The organism is Paenibacillus dendritiformis (genome assembly GCF_015845845.1).
Taxonomy (GTDB): domain Bacteria; phylum Bacillota; class Bacilli; order Paenibacillales; family Paenibacillaceae; genus Paenibacillus_B; species Paenibacillus_B dendritiformis_C.
Window position 1 is genome coordinate 1 of the sequence record NZ_LDIG01000048.1, and the last position, 24,628, is coordinate 24,628.

Genomic DNA, 24,628 nt, shown 5'->3' on the forward strand with positions numbered 1-24,628 from the left:
CCGAAACAGAGCTAAACGGATTCAGCTAACGGGTTCTTACCGTCATCTGCAAAAGTTACGAACCCGCTGTGAGCATGTGTTTGCTGAAAGCAAAGTTGCGCATGGCATGGATCGTGCACGGAGCCGCGGACTCGACTGCATGCAAGAACAGGCGCTACTGACGGCGATCGTTCAAAATCTGAAAAGACTATGCCGGTTTGGGAAAAAGCGATCTCGAACTGGTATGTCGGCATGCCAAAAAACGAAATCCGTGATGACAGAGGCGTTGTCACGCCTACTCATTTCAGCGCTGGCTGAGTTGTTTTACTCGTTTTGCATGTCCATCAGACGGCTACAACTGCACTAATTCACCGGACTTTTAAAACAAGTCCGAAGATATAGCGACAAGTAACTACCGTTTATCCATTTCTAATCAATTGATGAGCGCATATGTCTTCGCTTATCAAACTTCATTCCAATCCTACAATTTACTGCTCAAACCGCTCGACGTCGCGCGATTGTCATTCTTCAATTCCTCATATTTAATAATTATGAATAGCTGTGCCTCTACATATAGGTGGCATTCGCCCGACAAAAACCGATCGTTCCCGCTCCCAAATCATTCAACGCGCATTTTTTATGCGTATTAAATATTGACGCGCATTAATTATGCGTGTTATAATAGAACATGAAGGGAGGGAGAAATCATTGGGGAAGCAACGTACCGTCAGGGAAGTCTTACAAGCGCTCAAGGCTGCGGGGTTTTATAAATCCCCCACTCACGGCAAAGGCACTAGCCACCGTCGGTACATACACAAGGATGACCCTAAGCGATACGCCGATGTCAGTTACCACTCCAGCGGCGATGTACTAGCAAAGGGCACCTTAAAAAGTATTGAGCGCACGTCAGGGGTTAAATTCTAGCCCCTGATGTCCCCCTGCTCTCTCCCTTTATGAATATAAGGAGGTTCTTAGATGCCAAATTACATCTATCCTGTTGTTGTTGAAGAGACGCCAACCGGCGTAAGCATGTACTTTCCGGATTTCCCGGGCACCGCTGTAACGGCTCCGTCCGTCGTCGCCGGCATTAAAGATGCTAAGGCCATGCTCATTCACCGCATCGAGGAACTGCACGATAACAATGAATCTGTGCCGGAGCCTTCCGAGATTGATGCTATCGAACTGGAGGAACCGGGCGATCGGATTATCTATGTTGAGGTCTTCGTGATTCCACCAGCGGACGATAAGACCGTAACCAAAAACTGCACCTTGCCTAAGTGGCTGCGCGATGCCGGAGAAGAAGCGAACGTAAACTTTTCCCAATTGCTGCAGCAATCCGTGCGTGAAGCCTTGGGCATAGAAAAGCGGCCGTGATTAGGCCGCTTACTTTTTTTTATATTGGGTACATATCCCGCTCCAACAAACATCCACCGGAGCGGGTACATGCCGACCGAGATTACCCCGATCCCTCCACAGCCGTCAGATTGACGGATGAGGTTATCCCTTCCATGCCTACATATCGGCGTTTCCGCTGCGGCCTCTTTGTTGTGGCTCGATAATGTAGGGCTTACTGCTGATTGATGGGCTAGTCGGCCAGCCTTTGCATACCGCATACTATGAGTAAGCGGCCCCTCAGGCTCCCGGAACAAGTACCGCCCGCGAAGCGTCCTTGTCTACCCCGGCGCACGCCTGATATTTTAGACGCGGCGTGGTTTCCCGCCAGAATGATTCTCGACTCCCCTCGCCTAACCCCTTGGTTGCCAAGATGGAATGATACCTTATTGCTGGCTCTGTTTCCCGCGCGCCACGTCCGCATGGGCAGCGCCTTAACGCTACTGCCATAATACAATCATACAGGCTTTTTCTCCAAATGATCTGCAGGATATCTGCAAAATATCTGCAAAAAGTCTGCAAAGATTTTTTATGGCTCCTTATAGACTTCCAACCGCAGCGCGAAAGCAAGCCGGTGCATTGCTTTGGACTTGGCGAGGTAATAGCTCCGCTCAGGCATTCCCATTTCGACATATACGTTAATGTCCGTTACTCCCTCATCGGTCAGATAACGCCGTTCTATGATTTCACGTTGTGTGTCTGACAACTGCCCAACAGCCCGCATAACTTGCTCGTATTCCCGCTGCAGCCGTTCCTCCCGGTCTACATTGTATATAGATAGGTCGGCCGTCTGGTCGCTTGTTACGTTGGTGCAGCTTCGCGGCATGTCGCTGTATGACGCTGTTACCTTGGCCTCGCGACGAATAAATCCAAACCGCTTATAGAGCATTGCCGACTCAAGCCGTTCCTCGACTTTTCTCCAAGTCTCATTTTCATCAAGGCTGAACATCGTGAGTTGTCCCACGCCCCCCTTTTCCGTTCCTTCCCGCTCCCTCTTCTTTATCTCCGTCTCCTCTCCGCCCGCACATTCCATGCATTGAAAATCATACGGAGACTGGTTCCCAAACGTATACTTGGTTGCAGGTTTGCCGCATGTACACCATAGGCGAGAAAGATTGTCACGTAACTGCTTTGTCCCGTCTTCTTGAGTCTCGTAAGTTATCGAGCCATGTCCCATTTCGGGAATGGCGGACGTAATGACACGATTGTTTTCCGTCTGGTTCATTTATCATCTTCCTTCCCATGGTAATGCTTATTGATTGTTACGAAGTTGAATCCATGTGTCAGAAAGGCTAATCCCACGAATATTAGCGGCCACTCCAACCATTCATACATCCGTTGCTCCCCCTGTCATAGCTGCCCCTCATCAATAATTTCATAATCAAAAACTTCTACTTCCATTTCGTCCGGGGAACTCAGGTCGGAATCAACATCTTCGACAATGCCACACCCCAATTTTCGCAAATGGTACGTCACATCATCGGCCGTCTCAGATAGCCTTTCCGCCTTATCTAATACTCCGTTAATTGTTCCAGGCACTGCATCGTCAGACAAAGAAATTACTGCTTCTCTCTCATACGTCAGAACTTCTTTCATTCTTCACTTTCATTTATTCGTCATCCTCCCCATAATCAGCGTCGCTTTCAAGCATGTTGCAATCCGGGCAAAATCGCGTTCCACAGCACGGACAATCTTGCCACCATTTATCAGTTAACTATATCCCCGTACTCATCAACTTCAGCCGAGTATGTCTGTAATGGCTTCCCAGTGATGTCTTCAAGCAATTTGAATGAATCGAACGCCTCTTCCCCTGTCTGTCGCTTGTATTCCTCTTTAACTAGGAAAAAGTGCTCTATCCAGGCATCATGAAGATAATCATCGAAGTCCGCTTCGATACGCTTCAAAATAACAAGATCCTCAAAAGTATCAAAGTCAATCTCTTCTGGAATATCCACTACTCTTCTTGTAAATGACTCGATTGGGCTTCCATCCGAATATCTCAAAGACTTATCTACCGTGACTACTTGTAAGAAGTCATCACGCTTCATCTTGCGCCCATCTGAGAATAAGCCCTCAATTAGTACCCAATAGTCGATTTCTCCTTCAAAAAGCTTCTCTTCCATAACTTCTTTTAGCGTTTCTCTGTACGCTGTAATAATGGGGTCCACTTCGTAATACTTTTCTTTGAATCGCTCTTTCGCTTGAATATCGATCTGCTTCAACTCTCCAAGAAGCTTCTTGAGAACAGCTTTTTCTTTGTTGAACCGACGGAATATTTCTCTAATTTTTCGATTATGAATTCGAAGCGTAATCAGTGGGTTCATCATTCCATATGAATCCACTTCGACCCATTTATCAAAGTCATACAGCTCACTTAGTTTCTTGGCCTCTTTTTTGCAAATCTCCACTTCTTCAGGCTTCATATTTTGAACGAAGAACTTAACAAAAGAGCTGGTAATTTGTTTCTTGTGCTCATAGAGTTGTACTTGTGATTCCTTCAGGCAGTTTAAGAAGGTTTTCGATTTCTCGTTCGCTTCTTTCGCCCAAGCATTCAATTTCATTTCCAATTCAGCTTTCGATAATGTGGTCATACATATCTTCCCTTCCGAATGATATTTTTTATGATTACAGCATGCTGCAGAGGGCTTCGATTGAACCACAGGCGGGCCAAATGTTCCAATGTCATAGCGCTTACTCCTTCTTCACCTTTTCGTTACGCGATCCGTTTCAGCTTCGAACGCTCAAAATACTGAGTCAGTGTCCGCTTCCCATCATCGAACTCTAGCCCGGCCACCAACAATCCAATGTCCACACGCTGCAGCATTTCTACAGCCTGGATCTGTTCAGTATTCAGGTAAGGTCGAATTGAATGGCCCTTAGCTATTCCGTTGGCTTCCCGGAACTTCTTAGCACTAACCCCTAGCACGATCCGATTAATCATGTCGCTTTCGTTGCTGAAATGGTAATGTATTGGCACTTTCTTTGAATCCATAATCGCTTGTGTAAATGCCGGGTGTTCGAGTCTGGCGTTATTAAGGGATTGAATAAATTGTTCCATAGCTTCGAAGCGGTTTAGCAAGCCGATTTTAACAACGGTAGCCTTTTCGCCAGTAAAGCCCATGACAATAAGCATAGCTCCCTTTCTTGTCATTAAAACTTCCCTATTCCGCTTTCCCGAAGCGTCCTTATACTTGCCTTCAAAAAAATTCTCTGAATAAAATTGGTCGATTGTCTGTCCTGCAAGCAATATCATCAGTTCTTTACTCAGTCCAATTTTGGATTGAGCTATTTCATCGATAGAACGAAGGACGTGGCTGTGTTGCCTGTCAAACTCATTAGCTACTTGACGGCTGCTGTACAGCGCTTTTCCATTCATCTCATACAACATGCAGTCCGTATTAAGGATAAGTTTGCTCATATCTTCTCTCCCTTCTGCTTAGTTCGTGGTCGCTTAGGGCAATCTCAATTTGCGCTCACCTGACTTTTCAGGTCAGTCCAAGGTTGGACATACCCCTTTATTTCGCAATCCGTCCGAAGGTTAGCAGTTCTGCGCTCAACTCAATTTTGAGTTCAGCGCCGACTCATTTTTCGATTTCCTGTATTGTTCAGGCGGTACAAAATGAGAAACCCCTCCGGCTCTTCGCTTTTCGGCCTTTATCTGCTTGAGAATGCATGAAATCCTAGAGCATACCAGCGCGGGGCCGACTTCCCATGCTTCCTGACCGAATACAATAGCCCTGCCACACGCGGGGCAGAAGTCGATTATTTCTTCTACGACAGCCGCATCCTGTACATCTGTCAACTGCATCATTTCTATAGCCCTCCCATCAAATTGATTAAGTCAATACTTCATGCCGGCTTGCCGGGGTGTCGGTTGAGTCTACACCCTTTCTACTAATCACCCAACACCAGCCCGCATAGGTTTGCCGTTAAGCTCTTGAAAATGCTTGTCCAAGAATGCCCTCATTCCTGCAGCCCTGAACATCCAGCGGCCATTTTCGCAGCCATTCGAGATTAGCTTCATCTCTGCCTTGAACCGCGGGTTAAGCAGAATGTTCTCGATTAGCCAATCCCGCTTTCGGCATGTTTCGGCTTCAAGCCGCTTCATATCCCACCATGTTCCCGCGCCGGTTTCTTCAACCAAGCGTTTGACTTCTTCTTTAGCAAGTCGCTGAACAAAGTCTTTGTCCGGTTATAATAAAATCGGGTGATGTAAATGAGGGAAAAATATATTGATGAAAATTTAAAAGAAATATCAGAGGAATTCGGGGCCTTTATAAAACAAAAAAGAAAGGAAAAGGGACTTACCCTAGTTGAATTAGCGAAAAAATCTGAGTTATCTCATTCTTACTTATCACAATTGGAAAACGGTAAAAGGAATCTTCCGCCGATGTCAACCCAAATAAAAATTTGTCGGGCTCTCGGCGTATCAGTTTTGGAACTACCAACAACGGAAGAACATTATTACAGTTACGATGAACTAGAGCGCTTCTCTAATGAAGTTGATTATGAAGACATTGCAAAAGACATTAAGGTTTTAAGTAAAGATGCTGACAACTTCCGAAATGAAGTACTTGAAGATCCAAGTTTCAGGAGAGCCCTTCAAAATTACGTAAACGAGGTTGGATATACAGACTATACTGTCACACCTTCTGGCTTACTTGGAGTTTATGAATAGACCAAACATTAAGTTTAATGGTCGTAATCTCTCGACAGAGGAAAAAGAACGAATAGTTAAGATGATAAAACTAATGCTTCCAGACAAATCTGATGAGGAGTGAGAGCATTGGCAAGTTTCCAGAAGTACAAAACTAAAGACGGTTACAAGTGGATGTATAAGTATTATTCATCCATTGACCCACTAACCGGCAAAAAGAAGCCATCAACAAAGAGGGGGTTTAATACAAAGAAGGAAGCGCAGCTTCATGCAGCACAAACAGAGCGGGAAATAGAAAATGGAACATTCATAGAAGACTCAAAAAAACCGATCTTTGAAGCAGTTTATAAGCAATGGTATGCAACACATTCACCAACATTAAAACCACCTAGCAGGAGGGCGGTACGTTCTAACTTCAAGCAACAAATACTTCCCCACTTCAGAAAGTTAAAAATGAAAGACATTACTAAGCTCTATTGCCAGGAAGTTGTGAACAAAATAGCCGAAAAAATAAAATCAGTAGACAATATGCGAATGTATGCGAATCAAGTTTTCGAATATGCAATCAAAATGGACATTATTCAAGCGAATCCTATGGCATGAGTCTGACATCGATTCCAAGAACAAAATCCTTACCCTAAATAAAACATTGTACCAAGAGAATAACGCATATACCTTTCAGACGCCCAAAACGGCATCTTCTAGGCGTTCTATAAGCTTGGATGAGGGGTAACATTCAAGTTGCTCAAAAAATGGATTACAAGCGAAAAGAAGCGGTTTTTAGAGTTAGGTCAAAAATGGAGTGATAAGCAACTGCTTTTTACTCGACAAGACGGCACCCCGTTAAGACTGGCATACCCGAACGACAAGCTTAAAGAATCATTAGAAAACATAACCTTCACCCAATAACGGTACATGGCCTACGCCATACACATGCATCTTTACTCTTTGAAGCCGGGGCCAGTATAAAAGAGGTCCAGGAGCGCCTAGGACACTCTAATAGTAAAATGACGATGGACATCTATACCCATGTAACAAAGACAGTCAAAGAAAGAACAGCGACGCTATTCGGGGAATTTATGAGGTCATGACCTTAAAACCGAAAAAATATGGTCAAAATATGGTCACGGCAGTTTCCTTGATAAAATTATCGCCCCTGACCAGCAAGGGCCAAGGGCGATAATCGTTGATATAACAGGCTTCTTAACGCTTCGAGAACTGAGGCGCGCGGCGAGCCGCTTTGAGGCCGTATTTTTTACGTTCTTTCATGCGCGGATCGCGAGTCAGGAATCCGGCTTTCTTCAACGAAGAACGGAGTTCCGGATCGGCTTTCAACAGCGCACGGGAAATGCCGTGACGGATCGCTCCAGCTTGTCCGGAGATTCCGCCTCCGTGAGCCAATACGATTACATCATATTTGCCAAGAGTCTCGGTAAGGTTCAGCGGCTGCTTTACAATCAGCTTCAACGTTTCCAAACCGAAGTAGTCGTTAATGTCACGTTTATTAATCACGATGCGGCCTTCGCCCGGTACGAGACGAACACGTGCTACCGAGTGCTTGCGACGACCTGTCCCATAGTATTGTACTTGTGCCATGAAACTGTCCTCCCCTTTCTATTATCCGCGAAGTTCGTAAACTTCAGGTTGTTGTGCTTGATGCGGGTGTTCTGCGCCGGCATATGCTTTGATGCGAAGCTTCATTTTGTTGCCCATGCGCGTCTTAGGCAGCATGCCTTGAACCGCAAGTTCAATCATGCGCTCAGGCTTCTTGTTCAGCATTTCCTGTGCGCTTGTCACTTTCAGACCGCCTGGATAGAGGGAGTGACGATAGTATTTCTTGTCTTGCAGCTTGTTGCCGGACAAGACGATTTTCTCTGCGTTGATGACAACGACGAAGTCTCCGCCGTCAACATGGGGTGTAAATGTCGGCTTATGCTTGCCGCGGATAAGAGCCGCTGCTTCAGAAGCAAGGCGACCGAGTGTCTTGCCAGTTGCGTCGATAACGAACCATTTGCGCTCAACTTCAGCTGGCTTCGCCATATATGTGGTACGCATGAAACATCCTCCTCTGATGACCTTCGATACAGTGTGAACGGCACACTGTGTCATATCACAATCATTATTCATTACCATCGTTACGATAGTTCGTGTGTATATTCGTTCAGTACGTCTTCTCTTGATCTGTGAAAAAAATCTGTCAAAAACTGCCCGGAGGCAGCGTGATTTCTTTGCGGGGCCGTGGGAAAGCCTAAAGAAACACAGATGTTATTTTACCGTATTCGGTTCTATTATGCAAGGTCTTTTTTCCCTGCGGCAAGAAGCGGCGCGGCCTTATCCATCCGGTCTTCTCCGTCATATTCAACACTCCACAGCGTCAGGCCGTGGGGCACCGCCGTCGGTCCTGCGGCTTCCCGGTTTTTCGCCGCAAGAATGGGCACAATATCATCAGGAGAGAACTTGCCTTCGCCCACCCAGATCAAGGTGCCCGCAATGATGCGTACCATGTTGTACAAAAAGCCGTTCCCCGTCACGAACAAATGAATCCGGCCCCGGCCGGGCTCCTGGTTCGCGTTCGGTTCATGCTCCAATCGCGCCTCGTAAATCGTGCGCACATTGGTCAGTTTCGGTGATTTGGGCGATGCGACTGACGTAAAGTCATGCTCTCCGACGAAGTGCTGAAGCGCCTCACGCATCGCCTCAATATCAAGCGGTGCGGGATGATGGAATTCCACGTTGCGCCGGAAAACATCACGCGTCCGCTCCGCCAGGATTGAATAACGATACGTCTTGCGCTTCGCTGAGAACCGGGCATGGAACGATTCGGGAGCTTCCCATGCATCCCGGATGACGATGTCATCGGGCAACCGCGAGTTCATCGCGGCGCACCAACGTTCGATGGGTATCGATGACTCGGTCGCGAAGTTAACCACCTGCCCAAGCGCATGCACGCCGGCATCCGTGCGCCCGGAAGCCGTAACGGCCGCATGCTCCTTCGTTAACATGTGAATCGCTTCTTCGATGCGTCCTTGTATCGTGTCCCGACCCGGCTGCGTCTGGTAACCGCTGTATGCCGTGCCGTCATAGCTTAACAGCATTCCAATGTTACGCATAAAGCACCTCCGTGGTGAACCGCCTGCATGGCAGCGGGGACGGCGTCCCGAGGCGATTAAAAAGAAAAGCTCCTCATGGGAGCCTTCTTTCACGCCGCTGCTGCGTCGTTATCGTATCGCTAAACAGGACCGCGAACTTACGCGCGGTCAACCAGTTCCAAGTACACCATAGGCGCAGAATCGCCGCGGCGCGGTCCCAATTTCATGATGCGGGTATATCCGCCTGGACGTTCTGTGTAGCGTGGAGCAATATCCGAGAACAACTTCTGGATTGCATCCTGTTCCCCATTCAGAGTCTCGCGGCGAACGAATGCAGCCACCTGACGGCGAGCATGCAGATCCCCACGTTTCGCCAGCGTAATGAGCTTCTCCGCGATGGAGCGAACTTCTTTCGCTTTCGCTTCCGTCGTCTGAATGCGCTCATACAAGAACAAATCAGTTACCAAGTCGCGGAACAATGCTTTACGGGCACTGGAATCACGACCCAACTTTTGGTATGCCATTGCTATTTCCCCTCCTTCTAAGCCAAGTTCCTGTTAGTCTTCCATGCGAAGGCCCAATCCGAGTTCTTCGAGCTTCTCTTGAACTTCTTCCAAAGATTTGCGGCCCAGGTTCCGGACCTTCATCATATCTTCTTCGGTCTTCGTAATCAGCTCTTGAACCGTATTGATGCCTGCACGCTTCAAGCAGTTGTAGGAACGAACGGAGAGATCGAGCTCTTCGATTGTCATCTCAAGCACTTTCTCTTTTTTGTCTTCCTCTTTTTCAACCATAATTTCCGCGTCTTTCGCTTCATCCGTCAATCCGACGAACAGCATCAAGTGCTCCGTCAAAATCTTCGCACCGAGGCTCACCGCTTCTTCTGGTCGAATGCTTCCATCCGTCCACACTTCAAGGGTTAACTTGTCGTAGTTCGTCACTTGGCCGACACGCGTATTCTCCACGTTGTAGTTCACGCGGGAGATCGGCGTGTAAATCGAGTCCACCGGGATAACACCAATCGGTTGGTCTTCCCGCTTGTTCCCGTCAGCCTGCACATAGCCACGACCACGATTTGCGAAGATTCGCATATGGAGTCTGGAACCTTGCGCTAAAGTTGCAATGCGGAGATCCGGGTTCAAAATTTCCACATCGCTGTCCGCTCGAATATCGCCAGCCGTTACAATCCCTTCGCCATCCGCATCGATCTCGAGAACTTTCTCTTCATCGGAGTGGATTTTGAGCGACAGGGCCTTCAAGTTCAAGATGATTTCCGTGACGTCTTCATAGACTCCCGGAATCGTCGAGAACTCGTGCAGGACACCGTCGATTTGGACGGACGTCACCGCAGCACCGGGCAAGGAGGAGAGCAGAATACGGCGCAAGGAGTTGCCTAGCGTCGTTCCGTATCCTCGCTCCAGCGGTTCAACGACAAATTTGCCGTATGTGCCTTCCTCATTGACGTCCACGGTCTCAATTTTCGGCTTTTCGATCTCAATCACTGTATAACCCTCCTTCAAACGTCGCTGGCGTTTTCCAACGTCAAACACCTACGGTCGGTCGATTCATGCAGTATGCCTAAACAACCATTATTCCCAACAGGCGCTAGCTTAATACTACACGCATCGGTGTGCCATCATTATACGCGACGACGTTTTGGCGGGCGGCAGCCGTTGTGCGGGATTGGCGTAACGTCTTTGATCATGCTGACTTCCAAACCTGCAGCTTGCAGAGAGCGGATGGCAGCTTCACGACCTGCGCCAGGACCCTTAACCATTACCTCAACCGACTTCATGCCGTGTTCCATTGCCGTTTTGGCAGCGGATTCCGCAGCCATCTGCGCTGCGAATGGCGTCGATTTACGGGAGCCTTTATAGCCCAAATTCCCGGAACTAGCCCAAGAAATAGCGTTGCCGTGTGGATCCGTGATCGTTACGATCGTGTTGTTGAACGTAGAACGAATGTGAGCCACACCACTCTCGATATTTTTACGGTCACGACGTTTTGTGCGTACGACTTTTTTCGCTTTAGCCATTGCTAGTTATCCCCCCTTATTACTTCTTCTTGTTCGCTACGGTACGACGAGGGCCTTTACGCGTACGAGCATTTGTCTTCGTACGTTGCCCACGAACAGGCAATCCGCGGCGATGGCGGATACCGCGATAGCATCCGATTTCGACCAAACGTTTGATGTTCAAAGAGATCTCGCGGCGGAGGTCGCCTTCTACTTTAATATTCTTGTCAATCGCCTCACGGATTTTGTTCACTTCGTCTTCCGTCAAATCGCGAACGCGAGTATCCGGGTTGACACCTGCTTGCGCAATGACTTTCTGAGAAGTCGATTTTCCGATTCCGAAAATGTATGTTAAGGCGATCTCAACGCGTTTATCACGTGGCAAGTCCACACCAGCTATACGAGCCATTAACGCTACACCCCCTTCTTTTATCCTTGTTTTTGTTTATGCTTCGGATTTTCACAGATTACCATAACGTTGCCTTTGCGTCGAATGACTTTGCATTTCTCGCAAATCGGCTTAACAGAAGGTCTTACCTTCATGCTGAATACCTCCTAGTTATCAAGTTGCACCCGTATCTCCAGCCCGCGTCTGACGGCCTGCAAGTGCATGCAAGTGCTCCTCGGCGATAGCCGGGGGCTACTTCCGATATGTGATGCGACCTTTGCTCAAATCGTATGGCGAAAGTTGCACGACCACTTTGTCCCCTGTCAGAATACGGATGAAGTGCATCCGCAGCTTGCCGGAAACATGGGCTAAAATTTGATGACCGTTCTCCAACTCAACTCGAAACGTTGCATTCGGCAACGGCTCAATGACCGTGCCCTCCACCTCAATTACATCTTCCTTGGCCAACGTCATTCTCCTTTCTGTTCAACATCTGCAGCGGCTGACTCTTCCGCAAATTTCGTCAGGACGTACCGGAGCTTACTGTTCGTAACCCGGCCGCTCTCCTGTAAACTTCGGACAACTTCATGGCTAATCTCGGGTAGCACCTCAAGATGAAGCAAGTTTTTTCGCTTAGGCTGGTCAAACTTCCGTTTGTCCCCATCCGCTATATTGACGTAGCGCGATTCTTCAATGCCGATGATGACTGCGAGCTTGCCCGCATCACGACCTCGAAGCACCTTGACGAATTGGCCGAGACGAGGGGTTGATAGTTCACTCATCTTCCATCACCTACTCAACCAGCTTCGTCAAAATTTCGCAACCTTCCGGGGTCACGGCTACCGTATGCTCGAAGTGAGCGCACAGCGTTCCGTCCACCGTCACTACCGTCCAGTTGTCTGCGAGCGTCTTGACATACCGCTCACCGACAATGACCATCGGCTCTATCGCAAGCGTCATGCCCGGTTTGAGACGCGGGCCGCGGTCCGGAATCCCGTAATTGGGGATTTGCGGTTCTTCGTGAAGATCCGTTCCAATTCCGTGCCCCACGTATTCTCGCACGACCGAAAAACCTGCATCTTCAATTACGCGCTGGATCGCATGGGATATCGTGTAAAGACGCGTATCCGGCTTGACCAGAGCGAGCCCGGCATAGAGCGATTGCTCCGTAACCTCGAGCAGCCGCCGGGCTGTCTCCGAGATCGTGCCGACGCCGTAGGTCCAGGCCGAGTCTCCATGATATCCACGGTATTCAGCACCGATATCGATGCTGATGATGTCGCCTTCGTTTAACTTGCGTTTGCCGGGAATGCCGTGCACCAGTTCTTCATTGACTGATACGCAGATGCTGCCGGGAAATCCGTTATAACCTTTGAACGAAGGTGTCGCCCCTTGGCTGCGAATGAACGTCTCTGCAATAGAATCGAGTTCACGAGTCGTGATCCCTGGCTTGATGGATTGGGCCAGAAGACGATGCGTTTCCGCTACAATTCGCCCAGCTTCTCTCATGAAGCCTAATTCTACTTCGGACTTACAGATGATCATCTTTTTAACCTCGCAGTAAAGATACGATTTCAGACGTCACCGTATCGATTTCCTTCTCCCCGTCAACCTGACGCAACAAGCCCTTGTTCCCATAGTATTCGAGTAAAGGAGCCGTTTTGTTGATATATTCGTCAAGGCGCGTGCCGACCTTCTCCTCGGTATCATCCGAGCGCTGGTAGAGCTCGCCTTGGCACTTATCGCAAACGCCTGCTTGTGCAGGTGGGTTAAATATGACATGGTACGTCGCGCCGCAAGACTTGCAGATACGTCGTCCCGTAAGACGAGCCAGCAATAAATCGCGGTCCACGCTCAGATTAATGACATGGTCCAGCTTGCGGCCCAGCTCCGTCAGGATGCCGTCCAGCGCCTCGGCTTGCGCCAATGTGCGCGGGAAGCCGTCCAGCAGGAAGCCGGCTTCGCAATCCGGCTGCGCGAGCCGTTCGCGAACGATGCCCACGGTCACGTCATCCGGAACGAGCAGACCTTGATCGATGTACTGCTTGGCTTTCAACCCGATAGGGGTGCCTTCGTTCATCGCTTTTCGGAACGCATCACCCGTAGAAATATGGGGGATTCCGAACTCGGCAACAATGCGTTCGGCCTGCGTCCCTTTCCCTGCCCCAGGAGGCCCCATGAATAGAATGTTCATCGAATGTCACTCCCCTTTATGCAAGCACAGGCTTAACTTCGCCGGAAGTGGGGTGCTTCGATGCCATTCGTTAAGCCTCTGCTATACAAGAAACAGCACAATAGGTGCCGATGAGCACAAAGCCTCATCAGAACCTATTGCCTATTTATTGATGAAACCTTTGTAATGGCGTTTAATCAATTGGCTTTCAATTTGCTTCATCGTGTCAAGCGCGACGCCGACGACGATAAGAAGCGAAGTTCCGCCGATTTGAACGGAACGAGGCAACCCGGCGAGTGATCCGAAGAACACCGGTATAATGGATACCACCGCCAGGAAGATGGCGCCGGCCAGCGTGATGCGAGTCATGACCCGCGTCAAATATGTGGCTGTCGCTTTCCCTGGACGGATGCCCGGGATATAACCACCGTTCTTTTTCATTTGATCCGCCATTTGTTGCGGGTTCAACTGCACGAACGTGTAGAAGAACGTGAAGCCGATAATCATGAGCACGTATAACACCATGCCCAGCGGTTTATCGATCATCATATGGGTGATTATCCATTGAGCCCACGCTTTATCCGCCCAGAACTGGGCGATTGTTGCAGGGAACATCAGCAGCGATGACGCAAAGATGACCGGAATAACCCCTGCTCCGTTGACTTTCAACGGAATATGCGTATTTTGTCCGCCGTACATTTTGTTCCCGACCACGCGCTTCGCGTACTGGACCGGAATTTTGCGGTTACCTTGCTGAATGTAGATAACCCCGATGATGATAAGAACGATGAACAGCGCAATGATGATCATCTTAATGATGTTTAAGAACAGCTGATTGCCGTCAATGAACTGGCTCTGTACGATCTCCTGGATATGCGTCGGAATACCTGCCACGATACCTGCGAAGATGATAATGGAAATCCCGTTACCGATTCCCTTCTCCGTAACCTGCTCGCCAAGCCACATCAGGAACGCAGTACCCGCCGTCAATACGATGGCGATTAGGATGTAATCCGTGTATGTGGCGTTCGGAACGAGCTCCAAGCCATATAACCGGTTAAAACCAATCGCTGTACCGAATGCTTGGATCAGACCCAGAACCACGGTGCCATAACGCGTCACTTGGGCAATTTTCTTCTTGCCCACTTCTCCTTCTTTGGCCCATTCGGCGAATTTCGGCACAACATCCATCGTCAGCAATTGCATAATGATGGACGCCGTAATATACGGAAATATACCAAGCGCAAAGATGGAGAATTTAAACAGCGCGCCGCCGGAGAACGTGTTCAGGAAGCCGAACAGCTCCGTGCCCTGGTTGGCATTAGCAAAAACCGATGTATCCACACCGGGTACCGGGACAAAGGATCCGATGCGATAAACGATCAAGATCATGAGCGTAAAAAGAATTCTGCGTCTCAGATCTTCGACTCGCCATATATTCGATACGGTCTTAAACATTAAATCACCTCGGATTTGCCGCCGGCAGCCTCGATCTTCTCCACCGCAGATTGAGAGAACTTGTTCGCTTTCACTGTCAGCTTGACAGTCAATTCACCGTTGCCCAATACTTTGATTCCGCTCATTGGGTTTTTCACGATGCCTTGTTCCATCAACAGTTCCGGAGTAACTTCAGTACCAGCCTCGAAGCGGTTCAATTCCGTAACATTCACTACCGCATACTCTTTGCGAGTTGGGTTGATGAATCCGCGTTTCGGCAAACGACGGTACAGTGGGTTTTGTCCGCCTTCGAAGCCTGGACGAACACCACCACCGGAACGAGCGTTTTGACCTTTGTGACCGCGGCCAGCCGTTTTCCCGTTACCAGTACCGATACCGCGTCCAACACGGCGCTTGCTGTCTTTACGGGAGCCAGGAGCCGGAGTAAGTTCATTCAACTTCATCGTTCGTCGCACCTCCTTAGTTATTTATGACTCTGCTATTTGTTGTCGCTATTGCGTGCGTTGCGATTGAAGCATGCATGAAGGAAGCTTACGCTTCGACTTCTTTGACGTCAACCAAGTGCTTCACTTGATCAACCATTCCGCGGATCGCTGCGTTGTCTTCATGGACAACCGTCTGATTGATTTTACGAAGACCCAATGTGTTCACCGTTGTACGGTGTGTCTCTGGGCGACCGATCAGACTGCGAACGAGGGTAATTTGCAACTTCGCCATTGTCGTCCCCTCCTTATCCTAACAGTTCCTCAACGGATTTGCCGCGCAGTTTCGCTACTTGCTCTGCCGTCTTCAGACGGGACAGACCTTCGAGCGTCGCGTTGACCATGTTGATGGAGTTCGAGGAACCAAGCGATTTCGTCAAGATGTCGCCTACTCCCGCCAATTCCAACACGGCACGTACTGGACCGCCTGCGATAACCCCCGTACCTTCGGATGCTGGCTTCAAGAGAACTCTGCCTGCGCCGAAATGTCCGATGACTTGGTGAGGAATCGTAGTGTTCACGAACGGAACATGGATGAGATTCTTTTTCGCGTCTTCGATGCCTTTGCGGATTGCGTCAGGTACTTCGGATGCTTTACCGATGCCTGCACCAACCCAGCCTTTGCCATCGCCGACGACTACGAGTGCACTAAAGCTGAAACGGCGTCCGCCTTTAACGACTTTAGCAACACGGTTAATTTGCACAACTTTTTCAGAAAGTTCTAACGTGTTAGGATCAACTCGCAAGTCGTTTACCTCCTTCGATTGAATTCTTAGAATTCAAGGCCGGCTTCGCGTGCTGCTTCAGCCAATGCTTGAATTCGGCCATGATACAAGTAACCGCCGCGGTCGAATACGACGTTGTCGTGTCCTTGCGCCTTGGCGCGTTTTGCGATCAATTCGCCTACTTTGCGCGCAGCCTCGACGCTGCCGCCGTTTTTGATCTCTTCGCGAAGCTCTTTGTCCATCGTCGACGCAGCTACGAGCGTAACGCCTTTAACGTCATCGATAAGCTGAGCGTAGATGTGCTTGGAGGAACGGAATACGTTCAAACGCGGACGTGCCGATGTACCTTCGATTTTCTTGCGGACACGAAGGTGTCTTTTCAGACGCGCTTTATTTTTATTCGGCTTAGTAATCATCTGATTGATTCACTCCCTTCGGAATAACCGTTAAGCTGCTAAGACAAGCGAGCTAGGCAAGATCTTATTTCTTCTTGCCTGCTTTACCTTCTTTGCGGAGAATGCGCTCGCCTTCGTACTTGATCCCTTTGCCTTTGTAAGGTTCTGGTTCACGTACGGAGCGGATTTTTGCTGCATATTCACCAACGCGCTCTTTGTCGATGCCTTTGACGATGATTTTCGTCTGAGCAGGCAGTTCGAACTCGATGCCCTCTTCTGGTGTAATCTCAACCGGATGGGAGTATCCGACGTTCAACACGAGTTTGTTGCCAGTCTTGTTCGCACGGTAACCGACACCAACCAGCTCCAATGTTTTGGAGAAACCTTCCGTTACTCCGTTAACCATGTTGCTGATGATGCTGCGAGTCGTGCCGTGCAAAGAACGGTGAAGTTTATTGTCAGAAGGACGCTCTACATGAATCACGTTCTCTTCAATGGACACTTTCATGTCCTTATGAATTTCACGGGATAAGCTTCCTTTTGGTCCTTTGATAGTAATCACGCTATTGTCCAGAGTGACAGTGACGCCGCCTGGAACTGTAATTGGCTTACGACCAATACGAGACATGTGTTGTTGCACCTCCAATCTTATGCGAATGGTTTACCAAACGTAGCAGATAACCTCGCCGCCCGTTTTTGCTTGGCGAGCTTCTTTGTCAGTCATAACGCCCTTGGACGTCGAGATGATAGCAATCCCGAGGCCACCCAGAACGCGTGGCACCTCAGTGGACTTCGTGTACACGCGCAGTCCCGGCTTACTGATGCGCTTCAAGCCTGTGATGACACGCTCGTTGTCGGCACCATATTTCAGGAAAATGCGGATAAGCCCTTGTTTGTTGTCCTCGATATATTCTGCATCGCGGATAAATCCTTCGCGCTTCAAGATTTCAGCAATTTGCTTCTTCATCGTCGAAGCAGGCATCTCCACGGTCTCATGACGTACTGTGTTAGCATTGCGAATGCGTGTAAGCATATCAGCAATCGGATCGGACATAACCATTAGTGTAAACCTCCTTCCCGCAACAGGGTTGATTACCAGCTAGCTTTTTTAACGCCAGGAATCTGGCCTTTGTATGCCAATTCGCGGAAACAAATTCTGCAAATTTTGAACTTACGTAATACAGAGTGTGGACGGCCGCAGCGTTCACAGCGTGTGTATGCCCGTACTTGAAACTTCGGTTTGCGTTGCTGCTTGATTTTCATCGAAGTTTTTGCCACGTGAGTTGACACCTCCTAAATCGTGTCCAAGATATCGATTCATGGAATCGTTCCGTTCGTACTACCTTGTTCGCCTTCGTTGCGAATTACTTCGCGAAAGGCATGCCGAGTTGCGTCAACAATTCGCGGGACTCTTCGTCCGTTTTCGCGGTGGTTACGAAAACGATGTCCATACCGCGCACTTTGTCTACTTGATCGTACTCAATCTCAGGGAAGATGATTTGTTCCTTCAGACCGAGCGTGTAGTTGCCGCGGCCGTCAAATGCTTTGTTCGAGATACCGTGGAAGTCACGGACACGAGGAAGCGTGACGTTGAACAATTTGTCCATGAAGTGATACATACGCTCACCGCGCAAAGTCACTTTCACACCAATCGGCATTCCTTCACGAAGCTTAAAGCCTGCGATAGACTTTTTCGCACGTGTAATTACTGGTTTTTGACCCGCGATCAATTGCAGTTCAGCAACAGCGGAATCCAAAACTTTGGAGTTTTGAACAGCCTCACCCATACCCATGTTGATGACGACTTTCTCCACTTTTGGCACCTGCATAACGGATGTATAGTTGAACTTCTGCATCAGAGCAGGAGTAATTTCGTTCAAGTAACGTTCTTTCAGACGAGCTGCCATAAGGCACAGACCTCCTTTCTTAGCGATTAGTCGATGATTGCGCCAGAGCGCTTAGCGACGCGCACTTTTTTGCCGTTCTCTACTTTGTAACCGATGCGCGTTACTTTACCGGACTTCGGATCCACGTGCATGACGTTGGATGCGTGGATTGGCGCTTCTTGCTCGATGATGCCGCCTTGCGGATTCGCAGCGTTCGGCTTCTGGTGCTTCTTCACCATGTTGACTCCTTCAACGAGAACACGGTTCTCGCGCGGATACGCAGCAATAACGCGGCCTTTTTTACCTTTGTCCTTACCCGTGATGACGATGACTGTATCGTCCTTCTTCACGTGCAGCTTATTGTTATGCGACTCGAGAATTTTCTTCAGTCGTGGCATGTGTCACACCTCCTGCATCTTGCCCGGCCGGCAAGTTGATTAGATCACTTCCGGAGCCAGGGAAACGATTTTCATGAAGTCTTTCTCGCGAAGTTCACGAGCAACCGGTCCGAAAATACGAGTTCCGCGTGGGCCCTTGTCTTCTTTTACGATAACTGCCGCGTTTTCGTCAAACGAAATGTAAGATCCGTCTTTCCGGCGAACCGAGCGCTTCGTACGAACGATAACAGCTCTTACAACGTCGCCCTTTTTGACAACGCCGCCTGGTGTTGCTTGTTTTACAGAACATACGATCAAATCACCAATGTGAGCCGCCTTGCGTCCAGTTCCGCCCAACACGCGAATACACATCAATTCTTTCGCACCAGAGTTATCTGCGACCGCCAAACGTGTGAATGGTTGAATCATTCGATTGTCCTCCTTTCGTTGAAGCTATTCGCTGCTTAAACGATGACTGCTTTTTCTACGATTTCAACGAGTCTCCAGCGCTTGTCTTTCGACAACGGGCGAGTCTCCATGATTTTTACAGTATCGCCGATTTTCGCTTCGTTGTTCTCGTCATGCGCTTTGAACTTCTTCGTATAACGGATGCGCTTGTGATACAGGTCATGCTTCTTGTATGTTTCGACCGCGACAACAACGGTTTTGTCCATTTTATCGCTGACGACTTTGCCGACTTGCACTTTACGAGCGTTACGTTGTTCACTCATGAGTGTTGGGCCTCCTTCCTGCATACAGGATCTCTATATTCCGATTCGACATCAAGGTCGATTAACTAGTAATCCCAAGTTCTCTTTCACGAAGAACCGTATGTGCGCGAGCAATCGCTTTGCGTACATCACGGATACGAGTCGGGTTGTCAAGCTGTCCGGTAGCCAATTGGAAACGGAGGTTGAAAAGTTCTTCCTTGAATCCGGCAATCTTTTGTTCAATTTCAGCAGTGGTCAAGTTGCGGAATTCACTAGCTTTCATTATGCTTCACCACCCATTTCTTCACGTTTCACGAACTTCGTCTTGACTGGCAGCTTGTGAGCGGCAAGACGCATTGCTTCGCGAGCTACTTCCTCGGAGACACCAGAAAGTTCGAACATGATCTTGCCTGGTTTAACCACAGCTACCCATTTCTCAACGTTACCTTTACCGCTACCCATCCGAACCTCAAGCGGCTTTGCCGTGATTGGCTTGTCAGGGAAAATTTTAATCCATACTTTACCGCCACGCTTGATGTAACGAGTCATCGCGATACGGGCAGCCTCGATTTGACGGTTCGTGATCCACGTCGGTTCCAATGCTTGGAGACCGAAATCGCCAAAGTTAAGCGTTGTGCCGCCTTTCGCTTGACCTTTCAAGCGCCCTTTGAATTGCTTGCGGTGTTTTACACGTTTAGGTACCAACATGATTAGTTGCCTCCTTCCTGAGCAGCCTTTTTCTTAGCCGTAGGAAGTACCTCTCCACGATAGATCCATACTTTTACGCCCAGACGACCGTAAGTAGTATGCGCTTCGGCTGTGCCGTAGTCAATGTCAGCGCGAAGCGTATGAAGTGGCACAGTCCCTTCGCTGTAACCTTCCGAACGAGCGATTTCAGCACCGCCCAGACGACCGCTAACTGCAGTTTTGATTCCTTTTGCGCCAGCGCGCATCGAGCGTTGGAGCGCTTGTTTCAGAGCCCGGCGGAACGATACGCGGCGCTCCAGTTGTTGTGCAATGCTCTCAGCGACGAGAATTGCATCCAGGTCTGGAGTTTTGATTTCCGAAATGTTGATGTGCACTTTTTTGCCGCCTGCGATAGCTGTTACCTCGCGACGAAGGGCTTCAACTTCGGAACCGCCTTTACCGATGACCATGCCCGGCTTGGCAGTGTGGATCGTCACGTTCACGCGGTTAGCCGCGCGCTCGATTTCGATGCGGGATACGGCTGCATCCTTCAATTTGTTTTTCAAATACTCACGAATCTTTACGTCTTCGATAAGCAAGGTACCGAAGTCTTTTTCCGCGTACCATTTGGATTCCCAATCGCGGATGATACCAACTCGAAGTCCGACTGGATTTACCTTTTGACCCACTCGTTATCCCTCCTTATTTTTCAGATACCACGATAGAAATGTGGCTGGTTCTCTTATTGATACGGCTTGCACGTCCCATAGCGCGCGGACGGAATCGTTTCAAAGTAGGACCTTGGTTCACGTACACTTGCTCGACTACGAGCTTGTTCACGTCCATTTGATAGTTATGCTCTGCATTGGCAATCGCCGAGTTGAGCAGCTTCTCCACTACCGGAGATGCCGATTTAGGCGTGTGGCGCAGAATCGCGATCGCTTCGCCCACTTGCTTGCCGCGGATCAAGTCAATCACCAGCTTGACCTTGCGCGGAGAAATGCGAACATTATTCGCATGTGCCTTCGCTTGCATGGAAGTACCTCCCCTCAAATGCTATATAGTCAAAATTAGCGTCTAGTTTTTTTGTCGTCGTTCGTGTGGCCTTTGTACGTGCGTGTCGGCGCGAATTCGCCGAGCTTGTGTCCGACCATATCTTCCGTCACGTACACTGGCACGTGCTTGCGTCCATCATACACACCGAACGTATGACCGATGAATTGAGGGAAAATCGTGGAGCGGCGCGACCAAGTCTTAATGACAGCCTTCTTGTTGGACTCGTTCATTTGCTCGACTTTCTTCATCAAATGACCATCGACGAATGGTCCTTTTTTCAAACTGCGACCCATGTGTGAATCCTCCCTTCACAAAACCTTATGCTTGCGTGCGTTACGCCGCAGAGTATGCAGTCGGGTAAATATTATTTCGTGCGATGACGTACGATATATTTATCGGAATGCTTACCTTTTTTACGCGTTTTGTAACCGAGCGTCGGTTTGCCCCATGGAGACATAGGCGTTTTGCGGCCGATAGGAGCTTTACCTTCACCACCACCGTGAGGGTGATCAACCGGGTTCATGACGACACCGCGGACGGTAGGACGCTTGCCCAACCAGCGGCTGCGGCCGGCTTTACCGATTTTGATAAGCTCGTGGTCGCCGTTGCCTACGGAACCGATGGTCGCGCGGCACACTTTGAGAACCTTGCGAACTTCGCCGGAGGACAGGCGGATCGTAACGTATTTATCTTCTTTACCGAGCAACTGAGCTTCCGTACCGGCTGCGCGAACCAATTGGCCGCCCTTGCCTGGCTTCAGCTCGATGTTGTGGATAACTGTACCTACTGGAATGTTCTCAAGCGGCATCGCATTGCCTGTCTTGATATCGGCTCCAGGGCCGGATACGATCACATCGTTCACTTTCAGGCCTTTCGGCGCGATGATGTAGCGCTTCTCGCCGTCTGCATAGTGAATCAACGCGATGTTGGACGTACGGTTCGGATCGTACTCAATCGTAGCAACGCGGCCTGGAATGCCATCCTTGTTGCGTTTGAAATCGATAATCCGGTATTTACGCTTATGTCCGCCGCCGTGGTGACGAACCGTGATTTTACCTTGGTTGTTGCGTCCTGCTTTTTTGTTCAATGGAGCGAGCAGGGACTTCTCTGGCACATTCGTTGTGATCTCTTCGAACGTAGATACGCTCATGCCACGACGAGCCGGAGATGTCGGTTTGTACTTTTTGATAGGCACTGGTTTTCCCTCCTTACTTGTACGAGTGTGTCATTATACCGTCTCGAAGAATTCAAGCGGCTTGCTGTCTTTGGTCAGCGTGACGAATGCTTTCTTCCATTCGGTTGTATATCCGGAGTAGCGGCCATAGCGTTTTGGCTTGGCTGGCACGCGAAGCGTGTTCACGTTCGCTACTTTTACTTTGAAAATCGACTCAACGGCTTGCTTGATTTCCGTCTTATTCGCACGGATATCGACTTCAAATACATATTTCAGGTCGTTCATCATGTCGGCTGTGCTTTCAGTGATGATAGGACGCTTAATGATATCGCGAGGGTCTTTCATTACGCGAACACCTCCTCTACCTTCTGAACCGCATCCTTCGTAATGATGAGCTTCTCATGGCGAAGAACGTCATATACGTTCACGCCGTCTGCCGCAACGAGCTTCACAGAAGGAATGTTGCGAGCGGAGAGTGCCACATTGTCATTGTACTCAGGCACAACGACCAACGCTTTGCGGTCCACTTTCAGATTGTTCAAGATTGCAGCGAATTCCTTCGTCTTCGGCGCATTCATCGTCAATTGATCCAATACGATGATTTGCTCTGCCAGAACTTTGGAAGACAGCGCGGATTTGATTGCCAGACGGCGAACTTTCTTAGGAAGCTTATACGCATAGCTGCGTGGCGTAGGACCGAATACCGTACCGCCGCCTTTCCATTGTGGCGAACGAATGGATCCTTGACGCGCGCGTCCAGTTCCTTTTTGTTTCCAAGGCTTGCGGCCACCACCGCTAACTTCAGAACGGGTTTTAACTTTATGCGTACCTTGACGCATCGATGCAAGCTGCATAACAACTGCATCATGAAGCACGTGCTTGTTCGGTTCGATGCCGAATACCGTGTCAGCCAGTTCGATCTCGCCGACTTGCGCACCGCTGATGTTGTATACTGCTACTTTTGGCATTCTGAGCTCCTCCTTTCCTTACGGATTACTTTTTAATTGCTTGTTTTACGTGAACGAAGCTGTTTTTCGGACCCGGAATGGAACCTTTCACGAGGATGACATTGCGTTCTGCATCCACTTTTACAACTTCGAGGTTTTGAATCGTTACGGTTTCGCTTCCCATGTGGCCTGGAAGGCGTTTGCCTTTAGGCACGCGGTTCGCTTGAATGGAACCCATGGAACCAGGACCGCGGTGATAACGGGAACCGTGAGCCATTGGTCCGCGGCTTTGTCCCCAGCGCTTGATTACGCCTGCGAATCCTTTACCTTTGGAGATACCTGTAACGTCAACGAATTCACCTTCTGCAAAGATGTCGGCCTTCAGCTCCTGGCCAACTTCATATTGAGAAAGATCCACACCACGAAGTTCTTTTACGTAGCGCTTAGGCGTTGTGTTAGCTTTCTTCGCGTGGCCGACTTCCGGCTTCGTCGATCTTTTTTCCTTTTTATCAGCATAGCCGATTTGGATAGCTTCATAACCGTCGTTCTCAACGTCTTTCTTTTGAAGAACGACGCAAGGACCTGCTTCGATAACAGTTACCGGCACAACGTTACCTTCAGCGGTAAACACTTGAGTCATGCCGAGCTTTTTACCTAAGATACCTTTCATGTTGACACCTCTTTTCGTTCCTTAATCCGAATCAATGTAATGCAAAGCTTACAGCTTAATTTCGATATCTACACCGGACGGCAAGTCCAGACGCATCAGCGCATCCACCGTTTGCGGCGTTGGATTCACGATGTCGATCAGGCGCTTGTGCGTGCGCATTTCGAACTGCTCGCGGGAATCCTTGTACTTGTGCACCGCACGAAGAATCGTGATAACTTGCTTCTCCGTTGGCAACGGGATTGGCCCGGATACTCCTGCACCGGAACGTTTTGCCGTCTCAACGATTTTCTCAGCGGATTGGTCAAGAATTCTGTGATCGTATGCTTTCAAGCGGATACGAATTTTTTGCTTTGCCATTTTAGTCCCTCC

Annotated in this window: 45 protein-coding genes and 1 pseudogene; 6 read left to right on the forward strand and 40 right to left on the reverse strand. The window is 49.1% G+C overall.

Going from position 1 to position 24,628, the window contains the following annotated elements; all coding sequences use genetic code 11:
• The 3 genes from ABD76_RS01230 to ABD76_RS01240 all read left to right on the forward strand — a co-directional run.
• A partial coding sequence (locus tag ABD76_RS01230) for a transposase (RefSeq protein WP_197253583.1) occupies positions 1-346 on the forward strand: 346 nt, incomplete at its 5' end.
• A gap of 302 nt (positions 347-648) precedes the next feature.
• Positions 649-903: a type II toxin-antitoxin system HicA family toxin gene (locus tag ABD76_RS01235; protein WP_242069290.1), complete on the forward strand. Its 255-nt coding sequence runs from the start codon at positions 649-651 to the stop codon at positions 901-903.
• A gap of 51 nt (positions 904-954) precedes the next feature.
• Positions 955-1,353, forward strand: coding sequence for a type II toxin-antitoxin system HicB family antitoxin (locus ABD76_RS01240; protein WP_197253628.1), 399 nt, complete (start codon positions 955-957; stop codon positions 1,351-1,353).
• Positions 1,354-1,900: 547 nt separating this feature from the next.
• On the opposite strand, the gene ABD76_RS01245 is transcribed toward ABD76_RS01240, so the two are convergent.
• From ABD76_RS01245 to ABD76_RS01270, 6 genes and pseudogenes are all read right to left on the reverse strand, one after another.
• Positions 1,901-2,596: an ArpU family phage packaging/lysis transcriptional regulator gene (locus ABD76_RS01245; RefSeq protein ID WP_242069291.1), complete on the reverse strand. Its 696-nt coding sequence runs from the start codon at positions 2,594-2,596 to the stop codon at positions 1,901-1,903.
• 125 nt (positions 2,597-2,721) lie between these two features.
• Positions 2,722-2,967, reverse strand: coding sequence for a hypothetical protein (locus tag ABD76_RS01250; protein WP_197253630.1), 246 nt, complete (start codon positions 2,965-2,967; stop codon positions 2,722-2,724).
• 110 nt (positions 2,968-3,077) lie between these two features.
• Positions 3,078-3,962 carry a hypothetical protein gene (locus ABD76_RS01255; RefSeq protein WP_197253632.1) on the reverse strand — a complete coding sequence of 295 codons (885 nt, stop codon included), beginning with the start codon at positions 3,960-3,962 and terminating at the stop codon, positions 3,078-3,080.
• Between the two features lie 122 nt (positions 3,963-4,084).
• The gene (locus ABD76_RS01260; RefSeq protein ID WP_197253634.1) at positions 4,085-4,789 is read right to left on the reverse strand and encodes a Rha family transcriptional regulator; all 705 of its coding nucleotides are present in this window, start codon (positions 4,787-4,789) and stop codon (positions 4,085-4,087) included.
• A 135-nt stretch (positions 4,790-4,924) separates the two neighbouring features.
• Positions 4,925-5,182 carry a hypothetical protein gene (locus ABD76_RS01265; protein ID WP_197253636.1) on the reverse strand — a complete coding sequence of 86 codons (258 nt, stop codon included), beginning with the start codon at positions 5,180-5,182 and terminating at the stop codon, positions 4,925-4,927.
• An 87-nt stretch (positions 5,183-5,269) separates the two neighbouring features.
• Positions 5,270-5,524 (reverse strand): annotated as a pseudogene (locus ABD76_RS01270) (DUF771 domain-containing protein); the annotation flags it as partial.
• 63 nt (positions 5,525-5,587) lie between these two features.
• Between ABD76_RS01270 and ABD76_RS01275 the strand changes: the two are divergent.
• The 3 genes from ABD76_RS01275 (at position 5,588) to ABD76_RS30330 (ending at position 7,119) form a co-directional block, all read left to right on the forward strand.
• A complete protein-coding gene (locus ABD76_RS01275) occupies positions 5,588-6,049 on the forward strand; it encodes a helix-turn-helix domain-containing protein (protein ID WP_197253638.1) in 462 nt (153 codons plus the stop codon).
• 108 nt (positions 6,050-6,157) lie between these two features.
• On the forward strand, positions 6,158-6,631 hold the full coding sequence (locus tag ABD76_RS30325; protein WP_197253640.1) for a tyrosine-type recombinase/integrase: 474 nt from the start codon (positions 6,158-6,160) through the stop codon (positions 6,629-6,631).
• 278 nt (positions 6,632-6,909) lie between these two features.
• Entirely contained in the window at positions 6,910-7,119 is a 210-nt protein-coding gene (locus ABD76_RS30330) for a tyrosine-type recombinase/integrase (protein ID WP_420901904.1), read from the forward strand.
• A gap of 112 nt (positions 7,120-7,231) precedes the next feature.
• On the opposite strand, the gene rpsI is transcribed toward ABD76_RS30330, so the two are convergent.
• From rpsI to rpsJ, 34 genes are all read right to left on the reverse strand, one after another.
• On the reverse strand, positions 7,232-7,624 hold the full coding sequence (gene rpsI, locus ABD76_RS01290; protein WP_197253642.1) for a 30S ribosomal protein S9: 393 nt from the start codon (positions 7,622-7,624) through the stop codon (positions 7,232-7,234).
• A 21-nt stretch (positions 7,625-7,645) separates the two neighbouring features.
• On the reverse strand, positions 7,646-8,083 hold the full coding sequence (rplM, locus tag ABD76_RS01295) for a 50S ribosomal protein L13 (RefSeq protein ID WP_006676520.1): 438 nt from the start codon (positions 8,081-8,083) through the stop codon (positions 7,646-7,648).
• 233 nt (positions 8,084-8,316) lie between these two features.
• Positions 8,317-9,138: a tRNA pseudouridine(38-40) synthase TruA gene (truA, locus tag ABD76_RS01300; RefSeq protein ID WP_197253644.1), complete on the reverse strand. Its 822-nt coding sequence runs from the start codon at positions 9,136-9,138 to the stop codon at positions 8,317-8,319.
• Between the two features lie 137 nt (positions 9,139-9,275).
• Entirely contained in the window at positions 9,276-9,641 is a 366-nt protein-coding gene (gene rplQ, locus ABD76_RS01305; RefSeq protein ID WP_006676518.1) for a 50S ribosomal protein L17, read from the reverse strand.
• A 33-nt stretch (positions 9,642-9,674) separates the two neighbouring features.
• A complete protein-coding gene (locus ABD76_RS01310) occupies positions 9,675-10,619 on the reverse strand; it encodes a DNA-directed RNA polymerase subunit alpha (RefSeq protein WP_006676517.1) in 945 nt (314 codons plus the stop codon).
• Positions 10,620-10,756: 137 nt separating this feature from the next.
• Positions 10,757-11,152 carry a 30S ribosomal protein S11 gene (rpsK, locus tag ABD76_RS01315; RefSeq protein WP_006676516.1) on the reverse strand — a complete coding sequence of 132 codons (396 nt, stop codon included), beginning with the start codon at positions 11,150-11,152 and terminating at the stop codon, positions 10,757-10,759.
• 19 nt (positions 11,153-11,171) lie between these two features.
• The gene (gene rpsM, locus ABD76_RS01320) at positions 11,172-11,540 is read right to left on the reverse strand and encodes a 30S ribosomal protein S13 (protein ID WP_197253645.1); all 369 of its coding nucleotides are present in this window, start codon (positions 11,538-11,540) and stop codon (positions 11,172-11,174) included.
• Between the two features lie 20 nt (positions 11,541-11,560).
• Positions 11,561-11,674 (reverse strand): 50S ribosomal protein L36, encoded by a 114-nt coding sequence (rpmJ, locus tag ABD76_RS01325; protein WP_003333770.1) that lies wholly within the window; start codon positions 11,672-11,674, stop codon positions 11,561-11,563.
• A gap of 97 nt (positions 11,675-11,771) precedes the next feature.
• Complete coding sequence (gene infA, locus ABD76_RS01330; RefSeq protein ID WP_006676514.1) at positions 11,772-11,987, reverse strand: translation initiation factor IF-1; 216 nt, start codon at positions 11,985-11,987, stop codon at positions 11,772-11,774.
• Positions 11,988-11,989: 2 nt separating this feature from the next.
• Positions 11,990-12,301, reverse strand: a complete 312-nt coding sequence (locus ABD76_RS01335; protein WP_197253647.1) for a KOW domain-containing RNA-binding protein — start codon at positions 12,299-12,301, stop codon at positions 11,990-11,992.
• A 10-nt stretch (positions 12,302-12,311) separates the two neighbouring features.
• Positions 12,312-13,064 (reverse strand): type I methionyl aminopeptidase, encoded by a 753-nt coding sequence (map, locus tag ABD76_RS01340; RefSeq protein ID WP_197253649.1) that lies wholly within the window; start codon positions 13,062-13,064, stop codon positions 12,312-12,314.
• A 4-nt stretch (positions 13,065-13,068) separates the two neighbouring features.
• The gene (locus ABD76_RS01345) at positions 13,069-13,713 is read right to left on the reverse strand and encodes an adenylate kinase (RefSeq protein ID WP_197253651.1); all 645 of its coding nucleotides are present in this window, start codon (positions 13,711-13,713) and stop codon (positions 13,069-13,071) included.
• 141 nt (positions 13,714-13,854) lie between these two features.
• Complete coding sequence (secY, locus tag ABD76_RS01350; protein WP_197253653.1) at positions 13,855-15,150, reverse strand: preprotein translocase subunit SecY; 1,296 nt, start codon at positions 15,148-15,150, stop codon at positions 13,855-13,857.
• Complete coding sequence (gene rplO, locus ABD76_RS01355; RefSeq protein WP_168182387.1) at positions 15,150-15,593, reverse strand: 50S ribosomal protein L15; 444 nt, start codon at positions 15,591-15,593, stop codon at positions 15,150-15,152. The genes secY and rplO overlap by 1 nt, the downstream gene beginning before the upstream one ends.
• A gap of 88 nt (positions 15,594-15,681) precedes the next feature.
• Positions 15,682-15,867 (reverse strand): 50S ribosomal protein L30, encoded by a 186-nt coding sequence (rpmD, locus tag ABD76_RS01360; protein WP_168182388.1) that lies wholly within the window; start codon positions 15,865-15,867, stop codon positions 15,682-15,684.
• A 13-nt stretch (positions 15,868-15,880) separates the two neighbouring features.
• Complete coding sequence (gene rpsE / locus ABD76_RS01365; RefSeq protein WP_006284361.1) at positions 15,881-16,378, reverse strand: 30S ribosomal protein S5; 498 nt, start codon at positions 16,376-16,378, stop codon at positions 15,881-15,883.
• A 26-nt stretch (positions 16,379-16,404) separates the two neighbouring features.
• A complete protein-coding gene (rplR, locus tag ABD76_RS01370; protein WP_197253655.1) occupies positions 16,405-16,773 on the reverse strand; it encodes a 50S ribosomal protein L18 in 369 nt (122 codons plus the stop codon).
• A gap of 64 nt (positions 16,774-16,837) precedes the next feature.
• Positions 16,838-17,380 carry a 50S ribosomal protein L6 gene (rplF, locus tag ABD76_RS01375; protein ID WP_168182390.1) on the reverse strand — a complete coding sequence of 181 codons (543 nt, stop codon included), beginning with the start codon at positions 17,378-17,380 and terminating at the stop codon, positions 16,838-16,840.
• A 33-nt stretch (positions 17,381-17,413) separates the two neighbouring features.
• The gene (rpsH, locus tag ABD76_RS01380) at positions 17,414-17,812 is read right to left on the reverse strand and encodes a 30S ribosomal protein S8 (RefSeq protein ID WP_168182391.1); all 399 of its coding nucleotides are present in this window, start codon (positions 17,810-17,812) and stop codon (positions 17,414-17,416) included.
• A gap of 32 nt (positions 17,813-17,844) precedes the next feature.
• Positions 17,845-18,030 (reverse strand): type Z 30S ribosomal protein S14, encoded by a 186-nt coding sequence (locus ABD76_RS01385; protein ID WP_006676503.1) that lies wholly within the window; start codon positions 18,028-18,030, stop codon positions 17,845-17,847.
• A gap of 86 nt (positions 18,031-18,116) precedes the next feature.
• On the reverse strand, positions 18,117-18,659 hold the full coding sequence (gene rplE / locus ABD76_RS01390) for a 50S ribosomal protein L5 (RefSeq protein WP_168182392.1): 543 nt from the start codon (positions 18,657-18,659) through the stop codon (positions 18,117-18,119).
• Positions 18,660-18,685: 26 nt separating this feature from the next.
• Positions 18,686-19,036 (reverse strand): 50S ribosomal protein L24, encoded by a 351-nt coding sequence (gene rplX / locus ABD76_RS01395; protein ID WP_006676501.1) that lies wholly within the window; start codon positions 19,034-19,036, stop codon positions 18,686-18,688.
• Between the two features lie 39 nt (positions 19,037-19,075).
• Positions 19,076-19,444: a 50S ribosomal protein L14 gene (gene rplN, locus ABD76_RS01400; protein WP_006284354.1), complete on the reverse strand. Its 369-nt coding sequence runs from the start codon at positions 19,442-19,444 to the stop codon at positions 19,076-19,078.
• 35 nt (positions 19,445-19,479) lie between these two features.
• Positions 19,480-19,746 (reverse strand): 30S ribosomal protein S17, encoded by a 267-nt coding sequence (rpsQ, locus tag ABD76_RS01405; protein WP_006676499.1) that lies wholly within the window; start codon positions 19,744-19,746, stop codon positions 19,480-19,482.
• 61 nt (positions 19,747-19,807) lie between these two features.
• Positions 19,808-20,008: a 50S ribosomal protein L29 gene (rpmC, locus tag ABD76_RS01410; RefSeq protein ID WP_006676498.1), complete on the reverse strand. Its 201-nt coding sequence runs from the start codon at positions 20,006-20,008 to the stop codon at positions 19,808-19,810.
• Positions 20,008-20,433: a 50S ribosomal protein L16 gene (rplP, locus tag ABD76_RS01415; RefSeq protein ID WP_006676497.1), complete on the reverse strand. Its 426-nt coding sequence runs from the start codon at positions 20,431-20,433 to the stop codon at positions 20,008-20,010. Before rplP ends, rpmC begins: the two co-directional genes overlap by 1 nt.
• 2 nt (positions 20,434-20,435) lie before the next feature.
• The gene (gene rpsC, locus ABD76_RS01420) at positions 20,436-21,101 is read right to left on the reverse strand and encodes a 30S ribosomal protein S3 (protein WP_168182393.1); all 666 of its coding nucleotides are present in this window, start codon (positions 21,099-21,101) and stop codon (positions 20,436-20,438) included.
• Positions 21,102-21,114: 13 nt separating this feature from the next.
• Complete coding sequence (gene rplV, locus ABD76_RS01425; RefSeq protein WP_006676495.1) at positions 21,115-21,447, reverse strand: 50S ribosomal protein L22; 333 nt, start codon at positions 21,445-21,447, stop codon at positions 21,115-21,117.
• Between the two features lie 35 nt (positions 21,448-21,482).
• Positions 21,483-21,761, reverse strand: a complete 279-nt coding sequence (gene rpsS / locus ABD76_RS01430) for a 30S ribosomal protein S19 (RefSeq protein WP_197253658.1) — start codon at positions 21,759-21,761, stop codon at positions 21,483-21,485.
• 71 nt (positions 21,762-21,832) lie between these two features.
• Complete coding sequence (rplB, locus tag ABD76_RS01435) at positions 21,833-22,663, reverse strand: 50S ribosomal protein L2 (RefSeq protein ID WP_197253660.1); 831 nt, start codon at positions 22,661-22,663, stop codon at positions 21,833-21,835.
• A 33-nt stretch (positions 22,664-22,696) separates the two neighbouring features.
• Positions 22,697-22,987 (reverse strand): 50S ribosomal protein L23, encoded by a 291-nt coding sequence (rplW, locus tag ABD76_RS01440; protein ID WP_197253662.1) that lies wholly within the window; start codon positions 22,985-22,987, stop codon positions 22,697-22,699.
• Complete coding sequence (gene rplD / locus ABD76_RS01445; protein WP_006676492.1) at positions 22,987-23,610, reverse strand: 50S ribosomal protein L4; 624 nt, start codon at positions 23,608-23,610, stop codon at positions 22,987-22,989. The genes rplW and rplD overlap by 1 nt, the downstream gene beginning before the upstream one ends.
• Positions 23,611-23,635: 25 nt before the next feature.
• Positions 23,636-24,259, reverse strand: a complete 624-nt coding sequence (gene rplC, locus ABD76_RS01450; protein WP_197253665.1) for a 50S ribosomal protein L3 — start codon at positions 24,257-24,259, stop codon at positions 23,636-23,638.
• Positions 24,260-24,307: 48 nt separating this feature from the next.
• The gene (rpsJ, locus tag ABD76_RS01455; protein WP_006676490.1) at positions 24,308-24,616 is read right to left on the reverse strand and encodes a 30S ribosomal protein S10; all 309 of its coding nucleotides are present in this window, start codon (positions 24,614-24,616) and stop codon (positions 24,308-24,310) included.
• Between the last annotated feature and the right edge of the window lie 12 nt (positions 24,617-24,628).